Origin of the sequence: Streptomyces sp. NP160, assembly GCF_006335115.1 — a bacterium.
In the GTDB taxonomy this organism is placed as follows: Bacteria; Actinomycetota; Actinomycetes; order Actinomycetales; family Quadrisphaeraceae; genus Quadrisphaera.
In genome coordinates this window covers 199,363-223,895 of record NZ_VDMJ01000006.1, presented here as the reverse complement: position 1 = coordinate 223,895, position 24,533 = coordinate 199,363, and the positions used below count along the sequence as shown (strand labels likewise).

General features: G+C 73.5%; 30 protein-coding genes and 3 tRNA genes. 21 read left to right on the top strand and 12 right to left on the bottom strand.

From position 1 onward, the window contains the following. Nucleotides 1-61 precede the first annotated feature (61 nt). Together FHN55_RS05165 and FHN55_RS05160 are read right to left on the bottom strand one after the other, a co-directional pair. A complete protein-coding gene (locus FHN55_RS05165) occupies nucleotides 62-457 on the bottom strand; it encodes a DUF6941 family protein (protein ID WP_139711157.1) in 396 nt (131 codons plus the stop codon). A gap of 53 nt (nucleotides 458-510) precedes the next feature. Then, complete coding sequence (locus tag FHN55_RS05160) at nucleotides 511-702, bottom strand: hypothetical protein (protein WP_139711156.1); 192 nt, start codon at nucleotides 700-702, stop codon at nucleotides 511-513. Nucleotides 703-838: 136 nt separating this feature from the next. On the opposite strand from FHN55_RS05160, the gene FHN55_RS05155 reads away from it, so the two are divergent. Then, nucleotides 839-1,399: a hypothetical protein gene (locus FHN55_RS05155; RefSeq protein ID WP_139711155.1), complete on the top strand. Its 561-nt coding sequence runs from the start codon at nucleotides 839-841 to the stop codon at nucleotides 1,397-1,399. A 34-nt stretch (nucleotides 1,400-1,433) separates the two neighbouring features. Here the strand turns inward: FHN55_RS05155 and FHN55_RS05150 are convergent, their stop codons facing one another. Continuing rightward, the gene (locus FHN55_RS05150; RefSeq protein WP_139711154.1) at nucleotides 1,434-1,889 is read right to left on the bottom strand and encodes a hypothetical protein; all 456 of its coding nucleotides are present in this window, start codon (nucleotides 1,887-1,889) and stop codon (nucleotides 1,434-1,436) included. 110 nt (nucleotides 1,890-1,999) lie between these two features. On the opposite strand from FHN55_RS05150, the gene FHN55_RS05145 reads away from it, so the two are divergent. Together FHN55_RS05145 and FHN55_RS05140 are read left to right on the top strand one after the other, a co-directional pair. Next, entirely contained in the window at nucleotides 2,000-2,347 is a 348-nt protein-coding gene (locus FHN55_RS05145; protein ID WP_139711153.1) for a DUF3140 domain-containing protein, read from the top strand. A gap of 7 nt (nucleotides 2,348-2,354) precedes the next feature. Further along, a complete protein-coding gene (locus FHN55_RS05140) occupies nucleotides 2,355-3,434 on the top strand; it encodes a DNA topoisomerase IB (RefSeq protein WP_257570705.1) in 1,080 nt (359 codons plus the stop codon). 144 nt (nucleotides 3,435-3,578) lie between these two features. On the opposite strand, the gene FHN55_RS05135 is transcribed toward FHN55_RS05140, so the two are convergent. From FHN55_RS05135 to FHN55_RS05120, 4 genes are all read right to left on the bottom strand, one after another. Continuing rightward, a complete protein-coding gene (locus FHN55_RS05135) occupies nucleotides 3,579-3,923 on the bottom strand; it encodes a metallopeptidase family protein (protein ID WP_139711222.1) in 345 nt (114 codons plus the stop codon). A 118-nt stretch (nucleotides 3,924-4,041) separates the two neighbouring features. Continuing rightward, nucleotides 4,042-4,662 (bottom strand): hypothetical protein, encoded by a 621-nt coding sequence (locus FHN55_RS05130; RefSeq protein WP_139711152.1) that lies wholly within the window; start codon nucleotides 4,660-4,662, stop codon nucleotides 4,042-4,044. Further along, nucleotides 4,659-5,240: an RNA polymerase sigma factor gene (locus FHN55_RS05125; protein WP_139711151.1), complete on the bottom strand. Its 582-nt coding sequence runs from the start codon at nucleotides 5,238-5,240 to the stop codon at nucleotides 4,659-4,661. Before FHN55_RS05125 ends, FHN55_RS05130 begins: the two co-directional genes overlap by 4 nt. 71 nt (nucleotides 5,241-5,311) lie before the next feature. Further along, entirely contained in the window at nucleotides 5,312-7,651 is a 2,340-nt protein-coding gene (locus FHN55_RS05120) for a glycoside hydrolase family 3 C-terminal domain-containing protein (RefSeq protein WP_139711150.1), read from the bottom strand. A gap of 77 nt (nucleotides 7,652-7,728) precedes the next feature. On the opposite strand from FHN55_RS05120, the gene FHN55_RS05115 reads away from it, so the two are divergent. Further along, nucleotides 7,729-8,355 carry a TetR/AcrR family transcriptional regulator gene (locus tag FHN55_RS05115; RefSeq protein ID WP_257570704.1) on the top strand — a complete coding sequence of 209 codons (627 nt, stop codon included), beginning with the start codon at nucleotides 7,729-7,731 and terminating at the stop codon, nucleotides 8,353-8,355. A gap of 74 nt (nucleotides 8,356-8,429) precedes the next feature. Here the strand turns inward: FHN55_RS05115 and FHN55_RS05110 are convergent, their stop codons facing one another. Beyond that, nucleotides 8,430-9,290, bottom strand: a complete 861-nt coding sequence (locus FHN55_RS05110; RefSeq protein WP_139711148.1) for an aldo/keto reductase — start codon at nucleotides 9,288-9,290, stop codon at nucleotides 8,430-8,432. Nucleotides 9,291-9,432: 142 nt separating this feature from the next. On the opposite strand from FHN55_RS05110, the gene FHN55_RS05105 reads away from it, so the two are divergent. The 3 genes from FHN55_RS05105 (at nucleotide 9,433) to FHN55_RS05095 (ending at nucleotide 9,729) form a co-directional block, all read left to right on the top strand. Beyond that, nucleotides 9,433-9,505: transfer RNA gene (locus FHN55_RS05105), tRNA-Glu, on the top strand. Between the two features lie 36 nt (nucleotides 9,506-9,541). After that, nucleotides 9,542-9,618 (top strand) — tRNA-Asp (locus tag FHN55_RS05100). Nucleotides 9,619-9,653: 35 nt separating this feature from the next. Further along, nucleotides 9,654-9,729: transfer RNA gene (locus tag FHN55_RS05095), tRNA-Phe, on the top strand. Between the two features lie 92 nt (nucleotides 9,730-9,821). Here the strand turns inward: FHN55_RS05095 and FHN55_RS05090 are convergent. Then, the gene (locus tag FHN55_RS05090; RefSeq protein ID WP_180357650.1) at nucleotides 9,822-10,973 is read right to left on the bottom strand and encodes a tyrosine-type recombinase/integrase; all 1,152 of its coding nucleotides are present in this window, start codon (nucleotides 10,971-10,973) and stop codon (nucleotides 9,822-9,824) included. Then, nucleotides 10,970-11,614 (bottom strand): hypothetical protein, encoded by a 645-nt coding sequence (locus FHN55_RS22545; protein WP_180357649.1) that lies wholly within the window; start codon nucleotides 11,612-11,614, stop codon nucleotides 10,970-10,972. Before FHN55_RS22545 ends, FHN55_RS05090 begins: the two co-directional genes overlap by 4 nt. A gap of 101 nt (nucleotides 11,615-11,715) precedes the next feature. Between FHN55_RS22545 and FHN55_RS05085 the strand changes: the two genes are divergently transcribed. The 9 genes from FHN55_RS05085 to FHN55_RS05045 all read left to right on the top strand — a co-directional run bounded on the left by FHN55_RS05085 (nucleotide 11,716) and on the right by FHN55_RS05045 (nucleotide 17,383). Then, the gene (locus tag FHN55_RS05085; protein ID WP_139711146.1) at nucleotides 11,716-11,931 is read left to right on the top strand and encodes a helix-turn-helix domain-containing protein; all 216 of its coding nucleotides are present in this window, start codon (nucleotides 11,716-11,718) and stop codon (nucleotides 11,929-11,931) included. Continuing rightward, nucleotides 11,928-12,203, top strand: coding sequence for a hypothetical protein (locus FHN55_RS05080; protein ID WP_139711145.1), 276 nt, complete (start codon nucleotides 11,928-11,930; stop codon nucleotides 12,201-12,203). The genes FHN55_RS05085 and FHN55_RS05080 overlap by 4 nt, the downstream gene beginning before the upstream one ends. 2 nt (nucleotides 12,204-12,205) lie before the next feature. Next, nucleotides 12,206-14,668: a bifunctional DNA primase/polymerase gene (locus FHN55_RS05075; RefSeq protein ID WP_139711144.1), complete on the top strand. Its 2,463-nt coding sequence runs from the start codon at nucleotides 12,206-12,208 to the stop codon at nucleotides 14,666-14,668. 16 nt (nucleotides 14,669-14,684) lie between these two features. Beyond that, on the top strand, nucleotides 14,685-15,131 hold the full coding sequence (locus FHN55_RS05070; protein ID WP_139711143.1) for a hypothetical protein: 447 nt from the start codon (nucleotides 14,685-14,687) through the stop codon (nucleotides 15,129-15,131). Nucleotides 15,132-15,224: 93 nt separating this feature from the next. Next, nucleotides 15,225-15,641: a hypothetical protein gene (locus FHN55_RS05065; protein WP_139711142.1), complete on the top strand. Its 417-nt coding sequence runs from the start codon at nucleotides 15,225-15,227 to the stop codon at nucleotides 15,639-15,641. Then, nucleotides 15,638-16,081 (top strand): hypothetical protein, encoded by a 444-nt coding sequence (locus FHN55_RS05060; RefSeq protein ID WP_139711141.1) that lies wholly within the window; start codon nucleotides 15,638-15,640, stop codon nucleotides 16,079-16,081. Before FHN55_RS05065 ends, FHN55_RS05060 begins: the two co-directional genes overlap by 4 nt. A gap of 107 nt (nucleotides 16,082-16,188) precedes the next feature. Next, on the top strand, nucleotides 16,189-16,461 hold the full coding sequence (locus FHN55_RS05055) for a hypothetical protein (RefSeq protein WP_139711140.1): 273 nt from the start codon (nucleotides 16,189-16,191) through the stop codon (nucleotides 16,459-16,461). Nucleotides 16,462-16,580: 119 nt separating this feature from the next. Beyond that, nucleotides 16,581-16,967: a hypothetical protein gene (locus tag FHN55_RS05050; protein WP_139711139.1), complete on the top strand. Its 387-nt coding sequence runs from the start codon at nucleotides 16,581-16,583 to the stop codon at nucleotides 16,965-16,967. Continuing rightward, nucleotides 16,967-17,383 carry a hypothetical protein gene (locus tag FHN55_RS05045; RefSeq protein ID WP_139711138.1) on the top strand — a complete coding sequence of 139 codons (417 nt, stop codon included), beginning with the start codon at nucleotides 16,967-16,969 and terminating at the stop codon, nucleotides 17,381-17,383. The genes FHN55_RS05050 and FHN55_RS05045 overlap by 1 nt, the downstream gene beginning before the upstream one ends. A 35-nt stretch (nucleotides 17,384-17,418) precedes the next feature. Here FHN55_RS05045 and FHN55_RS05040 read toward each other — a convergent pair whose 3' ends face one another. Next, complete coding sequence (locus tag FHN55_RS05040) at nucleotides 17,419-17,859, bottom strand: hypothetical protein (RefSeq protein ID WP_139711137.1); 441 nt, start codon at nucleotides 17,857-17,859, stop codon at nucleotides 17,419-17,421. Nucleotides 17,860-18,100: 241 nt separating this feature from the next. Between FHN55_RS05040 and FHN55_RS05035 the strand changes: the two genes are divergently transcribed. From FHN55_RS05035 to FHN55_RS05020, 4 genes are all read left to right on the top strand, one after another. Next, nucleotides 18,101-18,955, top strand: a complete 855-nt coding sequence (locus tag FHN55_RS05035; RefSeq protein WP_180357648.1) for a phage major capsid protein — start codon at nucleotides 18,101-18,103, stop codon at nucleotides 18,953-18,955. A 205-nt stretch (nucleotides 18,956-19,160) separates the two neighbouring features. After that, nucleotides 19,161-20,123 (top strand): hypothetical protein, encoded by a 963-nt coding sequence (locus FHN55_RS05030; protein WP_139711135.1) that lies wholly within the window; start codon nucleotides 19,161-19,163, stop codon nucleotides 20,121-20,123. Between the two features lie 351 nt (nucleotides 20,124-20,474). After that, nucleotides 20,475-21,098 carry a DedA family protein gene (locus FHN55_RS05025; RefSeq protein ID WP_180357647.1) on the top strand — a complete coding sequence of 208 codons (624 nt, stop codon included), beginning with the start codon at nucleotides 20,475-20,477 and terminating at the stop codon, nucleotides 21,096-21,098. A 48-nt stretch (nucleotides 21,099-21,146) separates the two neighbouring features. Further along, on the top strand, nucleotides 21,147-23,543 hold the full coding sequence (locus tag FHN55_RS05020; RefSeq protein ID WP_257570702.1) for an excinuclease ABC subunit UvrA: 2,397 nt from the start codon (nucleotides 21,147-21,149) through the stop codon (nucleotides 23,541-23,543). Between the two features lie 8 nt (nucleotides 23,544-23,551). Here the strand turns inward: FHN55_RS05020 and FHN55_RS05015 are convergent, their stop codons facing one another. Continuing rightward, nucleotides 23,552-23,791, bottom strand: a complete 240-nt coding sequence (locus FHN55_RS05015) for a BldC family transcriptional regulator (protein ID WP_257570716.1) — start codon at nucleotides 23,789-23,791, stop codon at nucleotides 23,552-23,554. A gap of 510 nt (nucleotides 23,792-24,301) precedes the next feature. On the opposite strand from FHN55_RS05015, the gene FHN55_RS05010 reads away from it, so the two are divergent. Then, nucleotides 24,302-24,505: a DUF3073 domain-containing protein gene (locus tag FHN55_RS05010; RefSeq protein ID WP_139711132.1), complete on the top strand. Its 204-nt coding sequence runs from the start codon at nucleotides 24,302-24,304 to the stop codon at nucleotides 24,503-24,505. Nucleotides 24,506-24,533 lie beyond the last annotated feature (28 nt).

The following is a 24,533-nucleotide window of genomic DNA, read 5'->3' as shown; positions in this document are numbered from 1 at the left end:
GAAGCGGGGTTGTGGGCGCGGGCCGCCCGGACCTCGGGCCGCGGCGCGGACCCCGGCGACCTCAGACCTCGACGACGACGCCGAACGGCAGCTCCGCGACCACCGCGTCATTGACGGACAGCACGAGCGCGTGGGCGCCCGCGCTGCTCAGCGGCGCCACCACCGCCACGGCGAAGCACGCGGACACCCGGCCGGAGGCCTCCGACTGCTCCAGCCCCGGACGCACCTCCCAGGCCGAGATGGTGCCGACGTCGCCCTCGGGGGTGCGGGCCGACAGCTCGAGCCACGCGGCGGGCTCGCGGCGGCCCATCCACAGCCGTCCCGCGGCGGCCAGCACCTGCTGCGCCGGCAGCTGCGGGACGGCGATGACGGTGCGGTGCGCGCCGACCGCCGTCAGGGTGCCGTCGGCGTCGACGCGCGCGTAGTCCGCCAGCAGGGCGTAGTCCAGCTCGGCCACCCGCCCATCCTGCCCGGGCGACCAGGGCTGGGCGTGCTCAGGCGCGGGCCACCTCAGACGTGGCGGCGCGAGGAGCCCAGGTTCCCCGGGTCGGCGTCCGGGTCGTCGTCGTCCTCCGGGTCCTCCTGGACGGGCGCGGTGTCGGAGACGTCCTTCGGCGCGGCGCCGGAGGTGTCCGGCGGCGAGGGCAGGTTGGCCGGGTCGCCGTCGGGGTCGAGCTGGGTGTCGTCGGCGTTCTCGCTCATCACCCGAACGTGCCACCGCACCCGGGCAGGGGCATGTGGATCTCCACCGCCTCCGGGGTGGTCCGCGCGCCGCCGTCCGGGCGAGGCGATCTCCTCGCGGTGGCCGACGGCCGCCGGTGCGGCCATCATCGGGCCCGTGGACAACGACCGGCGCTCCTCCCTGCCCCTCGTGCTCTTCGCCGGCCTGGCCGGCGTGTCCGCGTGGCTGCTGCTGCGCGCCCGCCGGTCGTCCGGCGGCACGAGGAGCGCCGAGCGCCCGACCACCCCGATCGGGCGCGTGGGCGAGCCGGGGCCGGAGTGGACCGTCGTCCAGACGGTGGCCATCGCCCGTCCCGCGGGCGAGGTGGCCCAGCACCTGCACGACCACGGCGGCCTGCCCGGGCTGACCGGGGGGCGCGACGGCGCCGTCATGGACCGCCTCGAGTGGGACGTCGAGGGCACCGGCCACTTCGAGGCCGAGGTCCACAGCCTCCCCGGGGCCCACCACACCGAGGTGACCCTGCGGATCGCGCCCGAGTCCGGGGGCGCGCGCAGCACCGCCGAGCACGCCGCGTCGCACCTGCCGCTGGTGGGCGGCCCGTCGCTGCGCTCCCAGGCGTCGCGCTCGCTGGCGCACCTGCAGCGCCTGCTGGAGTCCACCCAGCCGGGCAGCCCCGAGCGCGCGGCCGCGGTGGCCGAGGTCTCGCAGGGCAGCTGACCCCGTCGTCGTCCCCAGGGGACGACGACAGCGCTCAGCTGCGGCGGGAGCCGCGCAGCAGCAGCGCCACGATCGCGCCCAGAGCGGCAGCGACGACGAACTCCTGCGGCAGGCGCCGCGGGCTCTCGCGCTGGATGCGCCCGTGGAACGCGTCGAAGCGCGCGGGGAACGGCGAGCGGCCGAAGAACAGCGTGCTGGGCTTGTCGAGGTCGGGGAACGCGCCACCGGCCATGCCCGCCAGGGCGGACAGCAGCACCGCGGGCCGCTGGCGGTTGCTGGCGCGCGCCACCAGCGCGATGGCCGCCAGTCCCGCGAGCCCGTCGCACACCGCCGTCACGAGGAAGACGGAACGGCGCTCGTCGCCCCAGTGCGGCACGCGGTCGAGCACGAAGTGCGACACCACCCCGGTGGCGAAGGCCCGCGCGGGCCGCTGCGCGAGCGGTCCGGCTCCGAGCACGGCTCCGGCCAGGACGTGGTTGGTGACCAGCACGGGGCACAGCATGCCGCGCGCCGCCCGGGGTGCGTGCGGCCGCTGCGCCGAGCGTGGCGGGTGGGCGCCGCGGAGGTGCGGGCCGGCGCCGCCCGACGGACCATCGGCGGGTGACGAAGCGCGCCGACGGACTCGACGAGGTCTGGGACGACTGGAAGAGCGCCGTGAACATGACGGCGAAGGAGCTGGAGGACTGGCTCGAGACCGACGAGTCGCAGGAGGTCGGGCAGAAGTCGGGTGGTTCCGGGGAGTCCACCGGGCACGCCTCGGGACGGCGGATCGTCGAGATCCTCCGCACCAAGAAGGACGACCTCACCGACGACGACGTCCAGCACATGCGCAAGGTGGTCGGCTACGTCGACCGCCACGCGGCGCAGGGCGGACCCGAGGACGACGTCGAGCACTCGCGCTGGCGCTACTCCCTCATGAACTGGGGCAACGACCCCCTCAAGAAGTGACGTCGCCGTGAGCGCCGCCGTCGCCGTGGAGGTCGAGGAGCTGGAGCTGCTCACCGTCTCCCCGCACGCGCCGGGCTGGACCCGGCGCCGCTCCGGGAAGGGCTTCACGTACCTGGACGGCTCCGGCAAGCGCCTGCCCGCGGCGGACAGCGAGCGCTGCAGGGCGCTCGTCATCCCGCCGGCGTGGAAGGAGGTGTGGATCTGCCCCCAGGCCGAGGGCCACATCCAGGCGGTCGGCACGGACGAGGCCGGCCGGCGCCAGTACCTGTACCACCCGCAGTGGCGGCTCCAGCGCGACCGCGCGAAGTTCGAGCGGGTGCTGCAGGTGGCCGAGCGGCTGCCCGAGGCCCGTGCGCGGGCCGCCGAGGACCTGGCGCTGCCGGGGATGCCGCGCGAGCGGTCGCTGGGGTGCGCGTTCCGGCTGCTGGACCTGGGGTTCTTCCGGATCGGCGGCGAGGGCTACGTGGAGAGCGGCCAGTCCTACGGCCTGGCGACCATCGAGAAGCAGCACGTGCGGCTGGACGGGTCCGCGGTGGTCTTCGACTACACCGCCAAGCACGGCAAGCGGCGCACGCTGCGGCTGGTGGACGCCGAGGTGCACGACGCCGTCGGGGTGATGAAGCGGCGGCGCGGCGGAGGTGACGACCTCCTGGCGTGGAAGGACGCCGCCGGGTGGCACGACGTCACCAGCTCCGACATCAACGAGTACGTCAAGGCGGCCTTCGGCGGGGAGGACGTCTCCGCGAAGGACTTCCGCACCTGGCACGCCACGGTGCTGGCGGCTGTGGCGCTGGCGGTGTCGACGCACGCCGCGGAGTCGCCGACGGCGCGCAAGCGCGCGGTGGCGCGGGCCATGCGGGAGGTCTCGGAGTACCTCGGCAACACCCCGGCAGTGGCACGCGCCTCCTACGTGGACCCGCGCGTGGTGGACCTCTTCGAGGACGGGACGACGATCGAGCCCGCGCTGACCGACCTCGGCGAGGGCGCGGCCTTCGGGGAGCCCGGCACGCACGGGGCCGTCGAGCGGGCCGTGCTCGACCTGCTGCGCAACCCCGGCCAGGCCGCGCGCCGCGCGAAGCGCCGCTGACCCGCTCCTCGGGGTGCCCGGCGGCGCCGGTCCCGCCCGCTGACCGGCACGGGGTGGCCCTGTGCCAGTAGGACTGGCACGGGGCCACCCCGTGCCAGTCACGCAGTGGCGCGGATCCACCCAGCGGCGCCGCTGGTGCGGGCGTCAGGCCCAGCCGAGCTCGTGGAGGCGCTCGTCGCTGATGCCGAAGTGGTGGCCGACCTCGTGCACCACGGTGACGGCGACCTCGTCGACCACCTCCTCGCGCGTCTCGCACGCGCGCAGGGTCGGGCCGCGGAACACGAGGATCCGGTCCGGCAGCGCCCCGGCGTCCCACCCGGAGTCGCGCTCGGTGAGGGGGATGCCCTCGTAGAGGCCGAGGATCTCGTCCTCCCCCTCGGGCGGCTCGTCCTCGACGAGCACCACGACGTTGCTCATCATCCGCGTGAGCTCCTCCGGCAGGGCGTCGAGGCCGTCGGCGACGGCGTCCTCGAACTCCTCCTCGCTCATCTCCACGGGCACCGGCCCACCCTCGCACGCCCCGCCCGGGGCACTCCTGCGAGTCCGTCGTCACGGGACCGTCCCGCCGAGCATGCAGAANNTTCTGCATGCTCGGCGGGACACCGGATCAGCCGAAGGTGCGGTCGTACTCGCTCTGCAGCGCGGAGTCCGCCGGCCCCGACGCCCCGCACACCGCGACGCGACCGGCGGTGGCGGCCACGAGGTAATCCCCGCCCACCTCGAAGGGGAATCCGCCGACCAGCGCCGCCGACGTCCCGTCCTGCTGCGGGGCGTCCACCACCACCCGGTCTCCCGGCTCCCCGCGGTAGGCGCGCTCCACCTCGAGCACCACCCGGTCCCCGTCCACCGACGTCACGCGCCCGGCGAACGCCGTGTCGACCCCGGGCAGGAGGTCCGGGACGGGGAGGCACGAGGCCGTCGCGGGGTCGAAGGGCTCGGCGGTCAGCGCGGTGGTCTCCAGGCCTGGGGCTCGCGAGAGCACCACCGGGACGGCGACGACGGCCGCCGCGGCGACGCCTACCGCCACGGCCATCCCCACCAGCCAGGGACGGCGGCGCCGCGCGGCCCGGCGCCGGCCGTCGGCGTCCCAGGCCTGCGCGGCGGGGGTGGGGCGGGTGCTCGTCACGGCGTCCTCCAGGTGGTCGGTGACCCACGCCCGGTCCGCGGGCGGGAGGGAGGTCGCGGGGTCGGCGCCGCGCAGCGCCGCGCGCAGCTCGTCGTCGTTCACCCCGTCCGCCCTCCTGCCCCCACCTGTCCGGCAACACCGCCGGTCTTTCGGAGCTCGACGGCGAGCTCCTTCTTGGCGCGGTGCAGCCGGATGCTCACGGCGTTGGGGGTGACGCCGAGCACCACGGCCATCTGCGCCGGCGCCAGCTCCTCCCACGCCCACAGCCGCAGCACCTCGGCCGACGCCGGTCTGCTCACCGCGAGCGCCGCGAGCGCCTCGCGGACCGGGCCCGGGTCGGGGCGCCCGTCGTCGTCCTCGTCGCCGCGCAGGCCCACCACGCCGGGCGGGTCGACGACGGCGACGCGCGCCGCCAGCAGCCGCTGCCGCCGGGCCGAGCGCTCGGTGTTGGCCAGGCACCCGCGCGCCACGCCGTACGCCCAGGGCAGGGCCTCCGGGGGTCCTGGCACGTCGTCAAGACGGCGCCACAGCACGAGCAGCACGTCGGACAGGGCGTCGTCGGCCACCGCCGCGCCCGCGCGGCGCGCGAGGTAGCGCCGGACGGGCTCGAGCACCTCGGCCGCGAGCGCCTCGAAGCGAGCGCGCCGGGCCGCCTCGTCCTCGTCAACCCCACCGGCCACGGTGCTCACCCTGGCCCATGTCCGGCACCCCCACCGTCCTTTCACCACCGCGGTCACGGGCAGGAGGGGGATCAGGCGTTCGCGCGCTCCGCGATCTGCGCCAGCTCGGCCTCGGTGGCGGGGAAGCCGGGGAAGCGGGCCATGCGCACCAGGGGGATGGCGCGGAACATCGCCCCGTGCTCGGGGTCGTCGACCATCCCGGCGAACCCGCCGCCCGACCGCTCCAGCACCGACCGCAGCGCGGGCCCGGCCACCGGGTGGTCGAGCCAGGTGCTGATCTCGGCGTCCACGGCCACCGGCGGGGTGAGGTCCTCGCCGGTCACCTGCACCGTCTCGCGCAGCCGGACGTCGCGCGAGGACGCGCCCACCCGCACCTCGAACGCACCGCCCTCGACCACCCAGCGGCGCTGGACGGGGCTCCAGTACGACAGCGCCCGCGCGTCCAGCTCGAACGACACCGCCCGAGACTGCCCCGGCTCCAGCTCGACGCGGGCGAAGGCCTTGAGCTCGGAGTCCGGACGCGCCACCTCGGCGACCGGGTCGGCCACGTAGACCTGCACCACCTCGGCCGCGGCGCGCGATCCGGTGTTGGTCACCGTCAGCGCCACCCGGAGCCCCGCGTCGGCCCCGGAACCCGTGACCTCCACGGACAGGGCGTCGTACGCGGAGGTCGTGTAGGTCAGCCCGTGCCCGAACGGGAACGAGACCGCGGCCCTGCGGGTGTCGTACCAGCGGTAGCCGATGAAGACGCCCTCGCCGTAGCGGACCACGCCGCCCTCGCCGGGGAACCCGGCGCCGAACGCCGGGGTGTCCTCCAGGCGCAGCGGCAGGGTCTCCGCCAGCCGCCCGCTCGGGCTGACGCGCCCCACCAGCAGGTCGGCCACGGCCGAGCCGCCGGCCTGCCCCAGCAGCCACCCCTCCAGCAGCGCGGGCACCCGGTCGGCCCAGGGGTGCAGCCGCACCGCGGAGCCGTTGGACAGCACGACGACGACGCGCTCGGTCACCTCCAGCACGGCGTCGAGCAGCGCGAGCTGCGACGCCGGCAGGTCGAGGTGGGTCCTGTCGAAGCCCTCCGACTCGTAGGAGCCGGGCAGCCCGAGGAAGAGCAGGACGACGTCGGCGCCGCGCGCCGCGGCGACCGCCTCGTCGGCGAGCGCGCCGTCGTCGTCCTGCTCGCCGTCGTCGAGGGAGTACCCGGCGGCGAAGCGCACCTCGCCGGTCCCCTCGAGGTCGTCGCGCAGGGCGGTGAGGGCGTCGTCGAGCTGCGTGGGCACCACCTGGGAGCTGCCCGCGCCCTGGTAGCGCGGCGTGCGCGCCATCTCCCCGACGACGGCGACGACGCCCGCGGCGGCGGCGTCCAGCGGCAGCAGGGGCGCCGCACCGGCCGAGGTGCCGACGGGGTCGTTCTTCAGCAGCACCGCGCTGCGCTGCGCGGCCTCGCGGGCCAGGGCGTGGTGGGCGGCTGCGTCGTAGGGGCGGGGCTCCGCCAGGCCGGGCTGCGCCCTGGCCACCAGCTGCAGCACGCGGCGGGCGGCGGTGCGGACGTCGGCCTCGGACAGGCGGCCCTCGCGCACGGCGGCGAGCACCTTGGCGGTGGACGCCCCGGAGGACGACGGCATCTCCAAGTCGAGCCCGGCGGCCACGCCGAGCGGGCGGTCGTCGACAGCGCCCCAGTCAGAGACCACGAGCCCCTCGAAGCCCCATTCGTTGCGCAGCACGCGGGTGAGCAGCCACGGGTCCTGGCTGGCGTAGACGCCGTTGATGCGGTTGTAGGAGCACATCACGGTCCAGGGCTGGGCGGTGCGGACCACGCGCTCGAAGGCCGTGAGGTACACCTCCCGCAGGGTCCGCTCGTCCACCTCCGCGGAGACGCTCATGCGGTGCGTCTCCTGGTTGTTGGCGGCGAAGTGCTTGAGCGAGGTGCCGACGCCCTGGGACTGCACACCGCGCACGAGGGCGGCGGCGAGGTCTCCGGCGAGCACCGGGTCCTCCGAGAAGTACTCGAAGTTGCGCCCGCACAGCGGGGTGCGCTTCATGTTGACGCCGGGGCCGAGCAGGACGGCGACGCCCTCGGCCCGGCACTCCTCGCCCAGGGCGGTGCCCACGCGCTGCAGCAGGTCGACGTCCCAGGAGGAGGCCAGCCCGGCGGCGGGCGGGAAGCAGGTGGCGGGCACGGAGCCGCCCAGGCCCAGGTGGTCGCCGTCGGTGGGCTGCTTGCGCAGGCCGTGGGGGCCGTCGGTGACCATGACGGCGGGCACGCCGTGCTCGTCCAGGGGCTGCGTGTGCCAGAAGTCGGACCCGTCGAGCAGACGGGCCTGCTCCTCCAGGGAGAGCGCCGCGAGGACCGCCTCGGGGTCCAGGGGGGCCCGCTGGGCGCGGTCGGTGGGTGATCCAGCTCCGTCGGTGGTCATGGGCGGCAGCGTACGGTGAACTCCAACCACCCGGTAGGCATGGATCACCCCGGAGATCACCTGTCACCATGGTGGACGTGACCAGCACCTCCACCGCCGGCCAGGAGCCCCTGCGCGGCTACGCGAAGGGGCGCCTGCGGCGCGAGGAGATCCTCGACACCGCCCGCGCGCTCTTCGGCGAGGTCGGCTACCGCTCGGCCTCCCTGCGCGAGATCGCGGCGCGCTGCGGCATCTCCCACCCCGGCCTGCTGCACCACTTCCCCACCAAGGAGGCGCTGCTGGAGGCGGTGCTGCAGCGGCGCGACGCCGTCTCCGAGGAGCGCTTCGGCGTCATCCGGGCTCGCGGCACGGCGGCCCTGAGGGCGCTGGTGGAGATCGTGGCCGCCAACGCCGCCGAGCCCGGCGAGGTCGAGCTCTACTGCGTGCTCTCGGCGGAGTCCACCGCTCCGGACCACCCCGGGCACCGGTACTTCGCCGACAGGTACACCACCACGCGCGCGAACCTCGAGAGGTCCCTGCGGGAGGCCGCTGAGGACGGCGACCTGCGCGCCGGGGTCGACCCGGCGGTGCACGCGCCCGTCGTCGTCGCCGTGATGGACGGCCTGCAGGTGCAGTGGCTGCTGGACCGCGACAGCTCCGCGCCGACCGACATGCCCGCGGCCCTGCGGGCCCACCTCGACACCCTGCTCACGCACCCGCTCTGACCCGTCCCCGACCGTGATCATGGGCGGTCGGCCACCCGAGGGGCGGTCGACCGGCCATGATCACGGGAGGTGCCTCAGGCGGCGGAGAGGCGGTTCACCTCGTCGGCGGTGAGCACCAGCTCCGAGGCCTCGGCCGACGCGCGCGCCGTCTCCGGACGGCTGGACCCCGGGATCGGGATGACGACGTCGCCGAGGGACAGCTCCCAGGAGAGGGCCACCTGCTGGGGGCTGACCCCGCGCTCCTCGGCGACCTCCTTGAACGCCGCGTGCGAGCCGCCCAGCTCCGCGGCGCCGGAGATGCCGCCGAGCGGGCTCCAGGGCAGGAAGGCGACACCCAGCTCGTTGCACAGCTCCAGCTCCGGCAGCGAGGACCGGAACGCCGGCGAGAACTGGTTCTGCACGCTCACCAGCCGGCCGCCCAGCACGTCGTTGGCCTCCCGGATCTGCGCCGGGTCGGCGTTCGAGATGCCGGCCATCTGGATGACGCCCTCGTCCAGCAGCTCCACCAGGGCGCCCACCGAGTCGGCGTAGGGCACGGACGGGTCCGGGCGGTGGAACTGGTACAGGCCGATCGCGTCCACGCCGAGGCGCTTCGCCGACGCCTTCGCGGCCTCCTTGAGGTGCTCGGGGCGGCCGTCCTGGGTCCAGGAGCCGTCACCGGGGCGCAGGTGGCCTCCCTTGGTGGCCACGAGCACACCGCTGGTGTCGCCGCCCCAGGAGCGCAGGGCCTCGGCGATGAGCTCCTCGTTGTGCCCCACCTCGTTCCCGTGCAGGTGGTAGGCGTCGGCGGTGTCGATGAGCGTGACGCCCGCCTCGAGGGAGGCGTGGATGGTGGCGATCGACCGCTCGCGGTCCGGCCGACCCTCGATGGACATGGGCATGCCGCCGAGGCCGATCTCCGAGACGGTGCGGTCGCCGATCGCGCGGGTCTTCACAGGTGCAGTCCTCCTGGTCAGCAGCGCGCCGGGGTGGCGCGCCCACCCGAGTGCCGTACCCACTCCAGACACCCGCTATGCTCATCCACGTCCTCGACGGTCAACGTCCGCGTGAGACCTAGGACGCTCGACTCGAGGGCTCGCCCTCATCGTCTAGTGGCCTAGGACACCGCCCTTTCACGGCGGCAGCACGGGTTCGAATCCCGTTGGGGGTACAGCAAGACCAGTGTCACCGGGGTGAGAGCCCCGATGGCCCCGTAGCGCAGTTGGTTAGCGCGCCGCCCTGTCACGGCGGAGGTCGCGGGTTCAAGTCCCGTCGGGGTCGCCAGCAAGACCCGAGCAGACGCCAGAGATGGCCTGCCCGGCCAGGTAGCTCAGTTGGTAGAGCGTCCGACTGAAAATCGGAAGGTCAGCGGTTCGACCCCGCTCCTGGCCACCATCTTGCAAGGCCCTGACCAGCAAAAACGCCGGTCGGGGCCGTCCTTGCTTCTCGCATCAGTCACGATGAGCAGACTCAGTGGCACAGGACTGTCACAAGGCCGCAGCAGCGGCGCGCATCGCATCAACGCCCACGTGGGTGTAGGTCGAGCGCATCACCGCTTCGGAGTGCCCGTGCCACGCCGCGGTCGTGGCATCCGGCACTCCCTTGGCACGCATCAGCGTCACCGACGTGTGCCGGGCATCGTGCAGGCGGATGACTGGGACGCCGGCCTCTCTCGCCAGACGAGCGAAGGCGTCGGAGTACCACTCGAGTCGGACCGGTGCGCCCACCTCGTTCTCCGCCACGTACTCCCCGACATGGCCGGGCAGCCCTGCAGCGGCACGCTCGTGGGCTTGCCGCGACCTGGTGTAGCGCAAGGCCTCCAACGCCCACGCCGGCAGCGGGACCGTCCTGACTCCTCGTCGAGTCTTCGGCTTGCTGGAGATCTCCTCTCCCGCCACGTAGACCCGCGTCGAGTCGACGTGGACAAGCCCCGCGTCGAGGTCGACGCGGTCCCACCTCAAGCCGCAGACCTCCCCGCGACGGAGGCCGAGCAGGGACAACGCCCATGCCCCCGCGAGGCGGTCGTCGAGCGCAACGGCGCGGAAGGCTTCGACCTGCTCCGCCGACCAGGCCGCCCCCGCCTTCGCGTCACCTGTGGGGCGCTCGACGTAGGTTGCGACGTTCTTCACCACGATGTCGTCGCGGACCGCCATGTCGAGCGCCTGCTGCACGAGGCCGAGCCCCATGCACACACTGCGGGGGGACATCGGCTTGCCGCCGACACGGGCAGAACCGTTCCGGATGCCGACCTTCCGCAGCTCGCCCGAGAGGAGCCGGTCGCGGACGTCCTCAAGGTGCCGACGATTCAGGTTCCGGACGGGCACCCCGCCGAGCTGCTCGACGTAAGGCGCGAGTGCGAGCCGGTAGCCCGACCGCGTCGAGGGCCGGAGGTTCTGCCGGCCAGCGAGCCACTGGTCGAGGTACTCCCCGACGGTGGTGTCGGTCCGCTCGACGTAGGTACCCCGAGCCGCCTCGACGCGGCGCTCGGCGAGCCATGCGCGGGCCTCGCGCATCGTCTTGTGCGAGCTGCGGCGCTGCCGGCGCTTGCCGGTGGCCGGGTCGAGCCCGACGTCGATGCGGCACCAGTAGCTCACGGTGCCGTCCTTCGCGGTCTTCTTCGTGATCGGTTCGGCGCTCACGAGCGCGGCTCCCCGGTCGCGGGGTCCAGCCACTCGTCGTTGATCTCCTCCGGGGACGGGTCGGGGTACGCCTTGACCAAGAAGGGCGACCCCTGCACCCGGCCGACGTCGGCCAGGATGCCGGCGCCGGTGTCGCGGTCCCACTCCCGCGCGCGGTCGATGCGCTTGCGGTACGTCGACTCACTCGCGCCGGGCTCAAGGTCGCGAAGCGCCTGGATCATCGGCTGACGCTCGCGCCAGGCTGCTGCCATCGTCTCCGCGCGCCGTCGCCACACGGTGTCATCGCGGACGGGTCCGCGACGCTTCCCACGGCTGGCGGCCGGCAGCTCAGCCGGGGCGGCGGTGGGGCGCCCCCAGGCGCCTGCCAGCTCCTCGTCGGTTCCGAACATCGACGGCGACGCTGCCGGCGGCAACGAGGTTCCTGCGTCCAGCGCTTGCCGCACGTCGGAGAGCTGACTCTCCAACTGGCTCAGCAGCGTTGCGGTCAACCGTCCCAGGCCTCCGCTCTCCAGCCGGAGGTCGGTCACCTCACAGCGCCCGCCATGCCCGCGCCCGGTTGCCGTCATCCGCCACACGGTTCCGCTGCGGTCCCTGCGGTAGCCCATGACTCCCCGGTCAAAGCCTGTCGCTTCGTCTCCCATGACCCACAGCCTACGGGCGCCCGCCGACGAGTGAGCCCGCCCGAGACGAAACCTGTCGTTGTGCACCATGATGGTCACCGGTTGTGGTGTAGCTTCATCTCATGACGCCCAACAGTTCCGTCTCGGACTGGCGAGACACCCCCGCGCTCAAGGTCGCCGAGGCTGCCACCGTGCTCCGCATCAGTCGCGCCACGGCCTACCGGCTCGTGCACTCCGGCGAGCTGCCGTCGATCACCGTCGGCAGCAGCACCCGCGTTCTGACCGCCGAGCTGCGCCGCATGCTCGGCGAGACCCCCGAGCTGAGCGCCGCATCGTGAAGCCGCAGCCCCTGCCCCAGGTCGCCCGGGGGCGCTGGGTTGAGCAGGTCCGCGAAGTCGACAAGGCCGCGGTCCGCGCCGAGATCGCTGACCTCGTCGAGCGCACCGGGCGCACGCCCACCGCTGCGCTGGTCCACGTGTTCCAGGCCTCCCGCGGTGCCGTCATCGACCAGATCCTCCGCAACGGCAACGCGGGCAACCGCGACTCCGCCCGTCTCCGCGCCTCCGGTGCTCTGCTGCGCGAGCTGCGCGCATCGGTGCGGGCCGGCTGACGATGTCTCCCCACGCTGACGGCGAGCGTCAGCCCACCCCCTTCGCTGACGGCGCCGAGGACGTCTACCAGTCGGGCCTCGGTAGCCCGTTCCCCCTCCCCCCGCGGTGCAAGGCCGAGCCTCCCCGGGGCATCACGGGCGCAGCCGGCGTCGACCTGTCCTGGCCGGACATCCTGGCGACCATCGAGGACAACCCCACGGCCAACCTCGGCATGCGCGTCGCCGACGACGTCGTCGGCATCGATGTCGATGGCTACGCCGGCAAGCAGGGCGCGCAGACCGTCAGGCGAGCAGAGGGCGTGCTGGAGCCGCTGCCCCGGACGTTCACGTCCACCTCTCGCAACGATGGCGTCTCCGGCATCCGGTGGTTCCGGGTGCCGCCCGGCACCGTGCTCGTCGGGCAGCTCTCCACCGCCGGGTTCGGTTCCCACGTCGAGGTAATCCAGCACGGTCACCGCTACGCCGTCGTGGCGCCGTCGATCCACCCCGAGGGCCGGACCTACTACTGGACCGGTCCCGACGGCGTCAGCCTGCCGCCCGGGGTCGTGCCCAGCCGTGACGACCTCCCGGGGCTGCCTGTCGCGTGGGTCGAGGCACTGAGCGTCGATGCGAACCGCGCTGACCTCAGCTCGGAGGTGCTGGCAGCGCCGGACGGCTGGCCCACGGCCGCCCACACCCACCCCTACGTCACCAAGCTGCTGGCCGGCATCGCGGAGGACCCGCCTCGCGGTGAGTGGCACTCTTGGACGTTCTCGCGTGAGTGCAAGCTCGCCGCCGCCAAGCGCCTCGGGCTCATCACCGACGTCGACCTGGCCGCCGGACAGCGCGAGGTCGTGGCCCGGCTCTTCGAGGCACTGCCCACCCGTGGCAGCAGCGAGAACCCGGAGCGCGAAGCGGGCCGCTGCTGGCGCGACGCCGTCGAGCGCACCGCCCGCATGACCGAGGACCAGGCCCGTGACTCCCTGGGGCTCCGACCGATGCCTGACGAGCCGGCGTGGGAAGACTCCGGCGTCCCCCTCGACGAGCGGGACACCCCCCACGACCCCGCGTCCATCAGGAACGCGGACACGCTGACCGAGCAGCAGGACGACACGACGGAGTCGCCGTCGTGGGGCCGCATCGACCTCACGGCCTACCTCGACGGCACCCACAAGCCGCAGGAACCCGAGCTGCTGCGCCGCACTGACGGCCGGGCACTGCTGTACGCCGGCCGGGTCCACTCCTTCCACGGCGAGTCTGAGAGCGGCAAGTCCTGGGCCGCACTCGTGGGTGCCCGCGACGTCCTCGCTGATGGCCGGCGAGTCGTGATGCTCGACTACGAGTCCGACGCGGGGACGGTCGTGGGCCGCCTGCTGGGCCTCGGCGTCAAGCGCGCCGATATCGCTGAGCGCTTCGACTACCGCCGCCCCGAGGTGGGGCCGAACACCAGCCGCGCCGAGCAGGAAGCCTGGTTCGAGCTGCTCCGCCAGCCCGCCGATCTGGTGATCCTCGACGGGGTCACCGAGGCGCTGGCCACCATCGCAGCCACCAGCACCGACAACGACGAGGTGACCCGCTGGGTCCGCGAGGTCGCCCGCCGCCTCGCCCAGCGCACCGGCGGCGCCGTCGTGATGGTCGACCACGTCACCAAGAACGCCGACACCCGCGGACGGTTCGCCATCGGCGGGCAGGCCAAGATGTCCGCCCTCGACGGCGCGGCCTACGTGGTGGAGGTCGTCAGCCCCCTCGGCGTCGGCATGCGCGGCTCACTCGCGCTGCGCGTCGCGAAGGACCGCGGCGGACGTGTTCGGCCCTACTCAGGCACCTGGCGCAAGAGTGACCGCACCCAGGAGACCGCGGTGCTCACCATCGACTCCACCAACCCCGGCCGCATCGTCGCCACGCTCGACCCGCCGCGCACCGACCTCGCGCAGCCGGCTGAGAGCGGCGGCGACACCTTCCGCCCGACGACGCTGATGCAGCGCGTCTCCCAGGCAGCCCAGAACAGCCCCGAGCCGCTCAGCCGCAACTCGCTGGCGAACCGCGCGGGGGGCAACAGGAGCGCTGCGCTCAAGGCGGTCGAGCTGCTGGAGGCCGAGGGCTACCTCGTCGCGGACGGGCCGGCGCGCAACGGGGGCGGCAACACCCTGCGCTCAGCCAAGCCCTACGCGGGCGACGCGGCAGCGAAGACGTTCTCCGTCGACCAGAACGGGTCGACCTCCACCCACCCCCAGGACCCAACCCGTACCAGTTCCCGGTCTAGGGACCGGGGACCGGGAACGGGTACGGAGAACGGGTCCAACCCGTACTCCGGAACAGGTGAGAACGGGTCGGGAACGGGTCCTACCCCCTCCGCGTCGAGGGCTGCTCTCCTCCCCGCGCTGTCTGGTGTCGACCTGACCGACGCCCTCGGCGAGCCGTGCTCGTCCTGCTCCCAAGGCAGCAGCCATCGCGCTGACTGCTCGACCGCCGCGTCCGCGGCCTGACCCAGAGGAAGAGCCCATGACCGCACCCCGCCGTCGCTTCACCCCGGCAGCCGCCGCACTGCTGGACGGCGCCGTCGTGCAGTGGGAGGACGTCGTCGGGAACCCCGACGGCACCGTGGCTAGCCGCGTGCCCCGGCAGGGCCGGATGACGCTGCCGCCGTCGCTGGTGAGCGGGGGCTGCCCCGGCTGCGGCTCGACCGCCCCGGGCACCGAGGCCCCGGACTTCGACCACGTCAACGGCTGCACGATCGCCGAGGAGCTGGCCGGCGAGACGGTGACCGACCTCGCCGCGCTGCACCGCCTCCGCGACGCCGGGCTGCCCGCCCGCACCGAGCGCGCCACCACCGGCGCGGAAGCCGACTGCTGGCAGGCCCGCGGCGTCACGGCCACCACCGACCGCGTCGTGGTCGAGCTGGCCCTCGACGGCACCCGGACCCGCTGGTGGCCGCGGGTGCAGCGCTGACGCCCGATGGTGCCCCACCGCCGCCGCGATCTTCGGGAGGCTGGTGCGTGAGGCACCCGGCCGGTGCCCAGATCAACGAACGGACGGAACACGATGCTCACCCACCCCCTGACCGGCGACCCGGTCACCCTTCTGACCCGTGACGGCGCTGCCCGCTGCGACGAGTGCTCCGGCGGCAGCTACGCCGGGGCGCCCCCGGCCCGCGCGTCGCTGCTGCCGCTTGACCACGAGGTCGGCACCTGCCTCGCCCTCGACGAGGAGCTGGCTCTGCTCGACTCCGACCTCGCCACCGCGGCCACCGCTGTCGCGGAGCTGCACCAGCGCGACCCCCGCCCGGCCGGCACCTCGTGGGTTGTCATCGACCAGCGCCCAGTCGCCAGCGTCGAGGCCGCCCAGCTCGTAGCCCTGGGGCACATCGTCGACCTGGACGGGCTGGTCACGATCCGCGTCGCCGACGGCGCCCGGACCCGGACGTTCCTCACCGCGACCGGCGTGGCGGTGGCCTGGTGAGCGTCGACACGACCGCCGCGGAGCCCCAGGCACCCGACGTCGAGGACGCCCCCGGCGCTGAGGAGACCCCCGACGAGCCCACTGGGCGGCGTGCGCAGCGCCTCCGTGCCCAGGAGGCCGTGGCCCGCGCCGAGGCCGCTGAGTCCCGCCTCGCCGCAGCCCAGACCCGCGAGGTCCACCGGCTTGCCGCCACCGCCCTCGCTGCCCCCGGCGACGTCCTGACCCCCGAGCTGGGCGGCGTGACCCTCGACGAGCTGCTCGACCAGGACGGCGTCGTCGACCCTGACCTCGTCGCTGAGGCCGCGGCCGCCGTCGCTGCACAGCGCCCTGGCCTCGCCGTGGCCCGCCCCGCGAAGACCGGGGCGGACTTCGACGGCGGGGCCAGAGCCCCCTTGCCCCGAGTGGGCGGCTGGGCCTCGCTGTTCAGGGGCGACCGGTGACTGCCCCGACGTGCCCACGGTGCCAGGGGGCGGTGTGGGTGGCCCCCCGGCAGGGGCTCCTCTCGCGTCACGCGCCGTCGTGTCTCGTCGGTCGCGACGAGGACGTGATGACGATCGTCGATCGCGATCGCGCTGCGATCAGGTCGAACCTCGACGGCGGACAGCACGACGGCTACAGCGAGACGTGGTCGTTCTCGCGCGCTGTGTCGTTCGGCGAGCGAGAGCTTCTGCTCGCGGCTGGCGCGTCGGAGCAGCAGGTGCGCGACTCGACCACCGACGTCGTCTTCCTCAGCCCGAGCGTTCGAGCGAGACGGTTCTCCCAGGTCCGCGCCTCGACGCTGCCTGGCATGCCGACCTCTGACCCGGGCGCCGTCTCATGAACACCCTGGCCAGTGCCCCCTCGACCCGTCCAAGGAGAGACCTACGGAGCGAGCCGCCCGATGCGCGAACACCTGAGTAGAAGTCGACACAGGGCCCCCTACGGCCCAGAGAGGCCGCGATGACCGACACCGCCCCCACGCCCGCGCCCGCGCCGGCCACCCTCGGCGAGCACGGCGCCGCCCTGTGGGACCGGCTGCTGACCCACCTGACGTTCGACGTGCACGAGCTGGTCATCCTCGCCACCGCCTGCGCCATGGCCGACAAGATCGCCGCGCTCGACGCCGCGGTCGCTGAGGACGGCTACATGGTCACCAGCGCCCGCGGTGCCCGCCGCGTGCACCCCGCCATCGCCGAGTCTCGGCAGCTCGCGCTCGCGCAGGCCCGCATCTTCGTGGCGCTCAGGGTCCCCCAGGGCTACTCCACCAGCCAGACCCCCTCTGGCCCGCTGCGGCAGGCGCAGCGTCGAGGCATGCGCGGCGTCCAGCAGCTTCCTCGGAGCGCGTGATGCCGTCCCTGCGCCCCCCTGCCGCTGCCCCGGTCACCGAGCCACCCCGGTGCCTGCGCGTCCGCGACGCGGCCGTGTGGTCCCTGGTGTCGGGCGACGAGCTGGCCGCCCACCGCTACCGAGCCGCTGCGACCCTCTGGCGCGCCGCCGCCCACGACACGGGGCTGACGAACGCCGAGGTCTGGGCGGCTCTCCCCGCCGGTCGCTTCCTCGCGCGGCCCGACCGCCGGGGGCTGGAGTACATGCTCTGGGGCATCGGCTGCACCCTCGACGACGTGCCCACCCTGGCCGCTGAGGCCCGCACCGAGTTCCCGCACCTGTTCGACCCGGTGTGGTCGCCGACCGGTGCGACGGACGGCGGCGACTGGCACCTGCGCGACCTGCGCGCCCGCCGCGGGGAGCTGGGCCCGGCGTAGTCGGTGCTGGCTGGTGGATCAGCAGCGCTCGGCAGTCAAGTGCCGGGGGTAGCCGCTGGAGTGATCCGCTTGCCCTTCGCATCGCGAGGGACCTCGGCACCGCTCTCGGCTGCGCCGAACGCGAAGAACGCCATCAAGAGGGCAGCGATGACCCCCAGGGTTGTCCGCCACCACGAGGGATCGCTGAACAACCACCAGACAGCACCGGCCAGCAGCGCAGTCATGACAAGTGCCCCGACCATCGGGCCGGTGTCCCGACTTGGCGCGTAGACGCTGTCTTCCAGCTCAAGCTTCCGGATGATGCGCGCCTGCATGAGCTCGTGCGCGCGCCCGGCGGGCAACTTCTCCAGTAGCTCGACGTCCTCCCGGAACCGGGCTCGCCGCGCGTTCGGCGCGTTCAGGAAGCGTTGGAACGCCAGCAGCAGCGGTGCAGCCGTCGCAAGCCACTTCGTGAGATCCACCAGCCACTCGGGCATGGGCGGACTCTAGCCGGAGGACTGCGATCAGCCGGTCAGCCACGCCGGTGCCGAGGACGACGTAGTCCCACCGCTGGACGGCCCATGCCAAGCAACATCGACATCAGCAGCACCGCCTCGCCGCGTGGGCCGTCAGGGAGCCCGGGGGATGTGCTGCACCTGGCCCCGGGAGGGGTACCCGCGTGGCCCGTGACGGAGGGCGCGGAGGACACCGATCCTTCGCACCCTTTGGAGACCCACCGTGGCCCTGAACCGCACCTCCGGCGCACCGCTGCTCGCCCCCGAGCAGGTCGCCGAGCTCGTCGTCCGACCTCTCGTCGCCGAGTCCGTCGCCCTTCGCACCGCGACCTTTCGCCAGACCGACCGCTCCGAGTACCGCATCCCGGTGATGAGCGCGCTGCCCGGCGGCGGCTGGGTCGATGAGGCCTCGCCCATCGACCTCACCGACGCGTCCTTCACGTCCGTCGTCGTGCGGCCGACCAAGGTCGCCGCGATCTCCGTCGTGTCCTCCGAGGAGGTCGACGACGCCGAGATCGACCCGCTCAACGCCCTGGGCGACGGGCTCGTGGCGAAGCTGGCCCAGAACCTCGACGGTGCCTGGTTCGGCGACCTCCCGGCCCCGGCGCAAGCTGGTCTGCAGGCCCTGGCCGCCGCGAACGGCTCCGAGGTGCAGACCGTCTCGGCCGGTAGCAACTTCACCAGCCTCGACCCGTTCGCTGAGGCCGCGTCGAAGATCGAGCAGGCGGGCGGGCAGGTCACGAGCTTCGTGGCTGGTCCGACTACGGCGCTGTCACTGGCGAAGATCAAGGCGGCGACCGGCTCGCAGGTGCCGCTGCTCGCGCCCAACTCCGACGCCGCTCAGCCGACCCGGCGCACCATCGAGGGCAGGCCGCTGTACGTCTCCGCCGCGGTGCCGGCAGGCGTCGTGTGGGCACTGGATGGCTCGACCAGCTTCGTGGTGCTCCGCAAGGGCGCCACCCTGGACGTGGACCGCTCCGCGTTCTTCAGCACCGACCAGGTGGCCCTGCGGCTCACCTGCCGCGTCGGGTTTGGGTACGCGGCTCCGTCGCGGATCGTGCGGATCGCCACCTCCTGAGACCCCGTGCAGCGTGTCCGCGGCCCGTCCTCCGCCCGATCCGCGCTGCACGGTCGGTTGCCCTCGCCAGGCGACCACCCGATGCCCCTTCGGTCACCTCCCGGAGGGGCATCGGCGTCTTCACGGCCCCTGATGACGATCCGGTGGCGGAGGAGCCGGCCGCCGTCATCCCGGGCTGTCAGAGGTCGTCCCTACTCTCCGCGACGTGGACTTCACCGAGGGCTACCCCCTGTCCGAGTCGTGGCTCCAGCGTTTGACCATCCTCGACTGGCTGTACGACCAGGCGGAAGGCAAGCCGATGGTCGATGTCCGCTACGGCCAGCTCGCCGAGCAGGAGCCGAGCTACGGCGTCGAGACGCTGGCCGGCTACCTCACTGACTTCGAGAACCGCGGCTGGGTGAGACCTCTTCGAGTACTCGGCTTCTCGGGCACGTCCTGTTCCCTCACCCAGCGCGGCATCGACTTCATCGACGAGCTACGCAGCCGGCGTGGTGACATCGTCGGCCGGCGCCGCGCGGCTCGCGACGCGGTGCTGCGGTGGCTGTACGACAGCAACGCTCGGGGGGACAGCCACCCGATCATCAGCTGGATTCACCAGACCGGCTACGGCTACTACTACGGCCTGGGCTTCTCGCAGCAGGAGATCGAGGATGCGACTCGCTGGCTGGCGGAGAAGGGCTTCCTCCGTGGCCAGGGCTCTTGGGGCGGGGGGATCCCGCGTCCCAGCATCACCGCCGCTGGTGAGGACGTGGTGGAGTCCAAGCGTTCGGTCAACGACGTCTCCCCGAGCCTCCCCGGCGATGACGTGCCCTCGCCGAGCACGGTGACCAACTACAACATCACCGGCGGCAACATCAACATCGCGGACCACAGTCCCGGGGCTCAGCAGTCCATCTCCATCAGCACGGAGACGCGCCAGCAGGTCCTGGGCGTCGCGCAGGCGCTCGACGACGCGCGGGGCATCCTCGGGCTTGACTCGGCGCAGACGCAGGTCGCCGCGCAGGTCTCTGCGGACCTCCGCGCCGAGGCCTCCGCACCGCAGCCGGATCGCGGGCGGCTGCGCGAGCTGCTCGCCAAGGTCTCCGAGGTCGCCGTGTCGGGGACCGGTACGGCCATCGGTTCAGCCGTGGTCGCCCTGGCGGAGCAGGCGATCGCCGCCATCGGGTGAAGGCGTGACAGTGGCACGCGAGTGTCACGTCTCGTCCCGTCTCTACCCGTCTCGCGACGGCGCACAACCACCTCTGCAAGCCACCCGAGCAGCAGGAACAGAGGCAGGGAGAGCCGTCATGAGACGGGTAGAGACGCCTGACGTCTTTCTGAAAATCGGAAGGTCAGCGGTTCGACCCCGCTCCTGGCCACCAGCACCTCGAGGCCCTGACCCGGCGGAAGCCGCCGGTCAGGGCCTTCTCCGTCACCGGCCCCCTCCGGCGCGCGGCCGCCGGTGATCGGTGCGAGCGTGGGCCAGCCGGCAGCCGGGGAGCCCTCCGCCCGGCGCCGACGAGAGGACGCGCGAGGCCACGTGGGGAACCTGCTCGACCCCCAGCAGCTGCTGGGCTCCTTCGGGGCGGTGGGCCTGTTCGCGGTGCTCTTCGCCGAGACCGGGCTGCTCGTCGGGTTCTTCCTCCCGGGCGACTCGCTGCTCTTCAGCGCGGGCATCCTCGCCGCCACGCCGGTCACCAGCGCCACCCACCTCCCCCTGACGACGGCGCTGGTGGCCGCGGCCGCGGGGGCCCTGCTGGGCGCCCAGACCGGGTACCTCATCGGCCGCCGCGCGGGACCGCCGCTGCTGCACCGGCCCGACCGGCCCCGGCTCCACGCCGGCGTGCTGCGCGCCCAGGGGGTGCTCGACCGCTACGGGCACCGCAAGGCCATCGTGCTGGCCCGCTTCATCCCGGTCGTCCGGACGCTCATGAACCCGCTGGCCGGCGCGGTCGGCGTGCCCGCGGCCCGCTTCACCACCTGGCAGGTGGTCGGCGGGCTGGTCTGGTCGCTCGGCGTGACCCTGCTCGGGTACCTGCTCGGCACGCGCATCCCCGGGATCGAGCGCTACGTGCTGCCGATCATCGTCGTCGTCGTGGTGGTCTCCCTGGTCCCGGTGGCGCTGGAGCTGCTGAAGGCCCGCAGGGGGCCGTCCCAGCGGTAGGCGCCGCGGCGCTCCCCGCTGTCGGCGGGCGGCGGCAGGATGTGCGGCATGAGCGCAGCGCCGCCCCCTCGTGCGGACAGCCACGACCTCATCCGCGTGGTGGGGGCCCGGGAGAACAACCTCCGGGACGTCACCGTCGAGCTGCCCAAGCGGCGCCTCACGGTGTTCACGGGCGTCTCGGGCTCGGGCAAGAGCTCGCTGGTGTTCGCGACCATCGCCGCGGAGAGCCAGCGGCTCATCAACGAGACCTACCCGGCGTTCCTGCAGGGGTTCATGCCGAGCCAGGCCCGGCCCGACGTCGACGTCCTCGAGGGCCTGACGACGGCGATCATCGTCGACCAGGAGCGCATGGGCACCAACCCGCGCTCCACCCTCGGCACCGCCACGGACGTCAACGCGCTGCTGCGCATCCTCTTCAGCCGGCTGGGGACGCCGCACATCGGCTCCCCGCAGGCGTTCTCCTTCAACACGGCCACGGCGAGCGGCAGGGGTGCCGTGACGGTGGAGAAGGCCGACGGCAAGAGCGTCGAGCGCAAGAGCTTCCACGTGCAGGGCGGCATGTGCGTGCGCTGCGAGGGGCGCGGCACCGTCAGCGGCTTCGACCTGGACGCGCTGTTCGACAGGGACAAGACCATCGACGAGGGCGCGCTGACCATCCCGGGCTACACGATGGACGGCTGGTACGGCCGCATCTTCCGGGCCGTCGGCCTCTTCCCCACGGACGCACCCGTCCGCGACTTCACCCCCGAGCAGCTGCACGCGCTGCTGCACTCCGAGCCGACCAAGGTGAAGGTCGAGGGGATCAACCTGACCTTCACCGGGCTCATCCCCTCCATCCAGAAGTCGTTCCTGTCCAAGGACGTCGAGGGCATGCAGCCGCACGTGCGCGCCTTCGTGGAGCGCGCGGTCACGTTCACCCCCTGCCCGGACTGCGGCGGCACCCGCCTCAACGAGCTGGCCCGCTCCTCGAAGGTGGCCGGCCTGTCCATCGCCGACGTCTGCGCGATGCAGGTCAGCGACGTCGCCGCCTGGGTGCGCGAGCTGCGCACCCACCCGGCCTCCCGGACCGTGGCGCCGCTGCTGGACGGCCTGCAGGACACCCTGGACGCGTTCACGCGCATCGGGCTGGGCTACCTCAGCCTCGACAGGTCCTCCGGGACGCTGTCGGGCGGCGAGGCGCAGCGCGTCAAGCTCATCCGGCACCTGGGCTCGGCGCTCACCGACGTGACGTACGTCTTCGACGAGCCGACGGTGGGGCTGCACCCGCACGACGTCGGGCGCATGAACGAGCTGCTGCTGCAGCTGCGCGACAAGGGCAACACGGTGCTCGTGGTGGAGCACAAGCCCGAGGTGATCGCCGTGGCCGACCACGTGGTCGACCTCGGCCCCCGGGCCGGCAGCGCCGGCGGCCAGGTGGTCTTCGAGGGCACCGTGGAGCAGCTGCGGGCCAGCGGGACCCTCACCGGCCGCCACCTCGACGACCGCGCCACCCTCAAGGCGACCACGAGGACGCCGACGGGCGCCGTCGAGGTCCGCGGTGCGAGCACCCACAACCTGCGCGGGGTCGACGTCGACGTCCCCCTCGGCGTGCTGTGCGTGGTCACGGGCGTGGCGGGCTCGGGCAAGAGCTCGCTCGTGCACGGGTCGCTGTCCTCGCACGAGGGCGTCGTCACCGTCGACCAGGGCGCCATCCGCGGCTCGCGGCGCTCCAACCCCGCCACGTACACCGGCCTGCTGGAGCCCGTGCGCAAGGCCTTCGCCAAGGCCAACGGCGTCAAGCCCGCCCTGTTCAGCCCCAACTCCGAGGGCGCCTGCCCCGCCTGCAGCGGCGCCGGGGTGATCTTCACCGACCTCCCGACGTCGGGCACGGTCTCGACGCCGTGCGAGGAGTGCGAGGGACGGCGCTTCCAGGCCCCCGTGCTGGAGATGCTGCTGGGGGGACCCCGACAGGACGGCGGGCGCGACATCGCTGAGGTGCTGTCCATGCCGGTGGCCGACGCGCTGGCGTTCTTCTCCGCGGGGGCCTCGCGGGTGCCCGCGGCCGCGGCCGTGCTGGAGCGCCTGGTGGACGTGGGCCTGGGCTACCTCACGCTCGGCCAGCCGCTGACCACGCTGTCCGGCGGCGAGCGCCAGCGCCTCAAGCTGGCGGTGCACATGGGCGAGAAGGGCAGCACGTACGTCCTCGACGAGCCCACCACCGGCCTGCACCTGGCCGACGTCGCCCAGCTGCTGGGGCTGCTCGACAGGCTCGTCGACTCCGGCCGCTCCGTGGTGGTCATCGAGCACCACCAGGCCGTCATGGCCCACGCCGACTGGATCATCGACCTGGGCCCGGGCGCCGGGCACGACGGCGGGCGCGTGGTGTTCGAGGGGACGCCGGCGCAGCTGGTGGCCGCCCGGTCCACGCTGACCGGGCAGCACCTGGCTGACTACGTGGGCGCCTGAGCGCCCGGTCAGGCGGTGGCGTCGTCCTCGGAGGCCCGCGGGGAGGGCAGGGAGGCCTCGGCCGGGGCGACCTGCTCCAGCAGCGCCATGACCTCGGCGGAGCGGTAGCGGCGGTGCCCGCCGAGGGTGCGGATCGAGGTGAGCTTGCCGGCCTTGGCCCAGCGCGTCACGGTCTTGGGGTCCACCCGGAACAGGGCGGCGACCTCGGACGGCGTGAGCAGCGCCTGCGCTGCGGGGGCTGCCGCCACCGTGGCGGGAGCGGCGGTCGCGGCGGCGTCGGTGGCGAGACCCTCGGGGGAAGAGGTCTGGATCGTCGTCATGGCGTCTCCTGTCGCCGACCGGCACCGCTGCAGGGGGTGCACCGCGGACGGCGTAGGAGGATCGTCCGACATGTCCGGCCCGTACCGCCATAGCCCGTTAGGGCCATCGCGGGGTGGGCGGGGGGCTACCGCGGGATGACCGGCGCAGACCCGCCCGAACCAGTCACCGGTGGCCCCCAGAAACCCCCGGGAGGACCCGCAGGGGACGCCCAGGGACTGTTCGGGCAGGTCGGGACAGGTCCGGCACGCCCCGGGAGCGGCGCGACGGGGTCGCGCACGAGGTCGGGGATGAGCCGTCCGGGGGTCCGGCGTGCCGCGCTGGCGCCGTCGGATGCGGCCTGACCCGTTCGAACCTGTATCGTGGCCACATCGAGAGCCGGTAGCTCCGGGGCCGCCCCATGGGCCTGCCCCGGCACGACGCATAAGGGGGTCGACGCCATGGGGCGCGGCCGTCAGAAGGCCAAGCAGACGAAGGTCGCTCGGGAGCTGAAGTACTCCAGCCCGAACACCGACCTCTCCGCTCTGCAGCGAGAGCTCGGGGGCGCCGCACCGCCCGTCTGGGCGAACCGGGAGCCGTCGTCCGACAACGACGACGGTGACGAGTACGACCCGTACGACGACTGGGCTCCCCGCCCGCGCTGAGGACCCTCCTCAGGTCCGCCTGAGGACA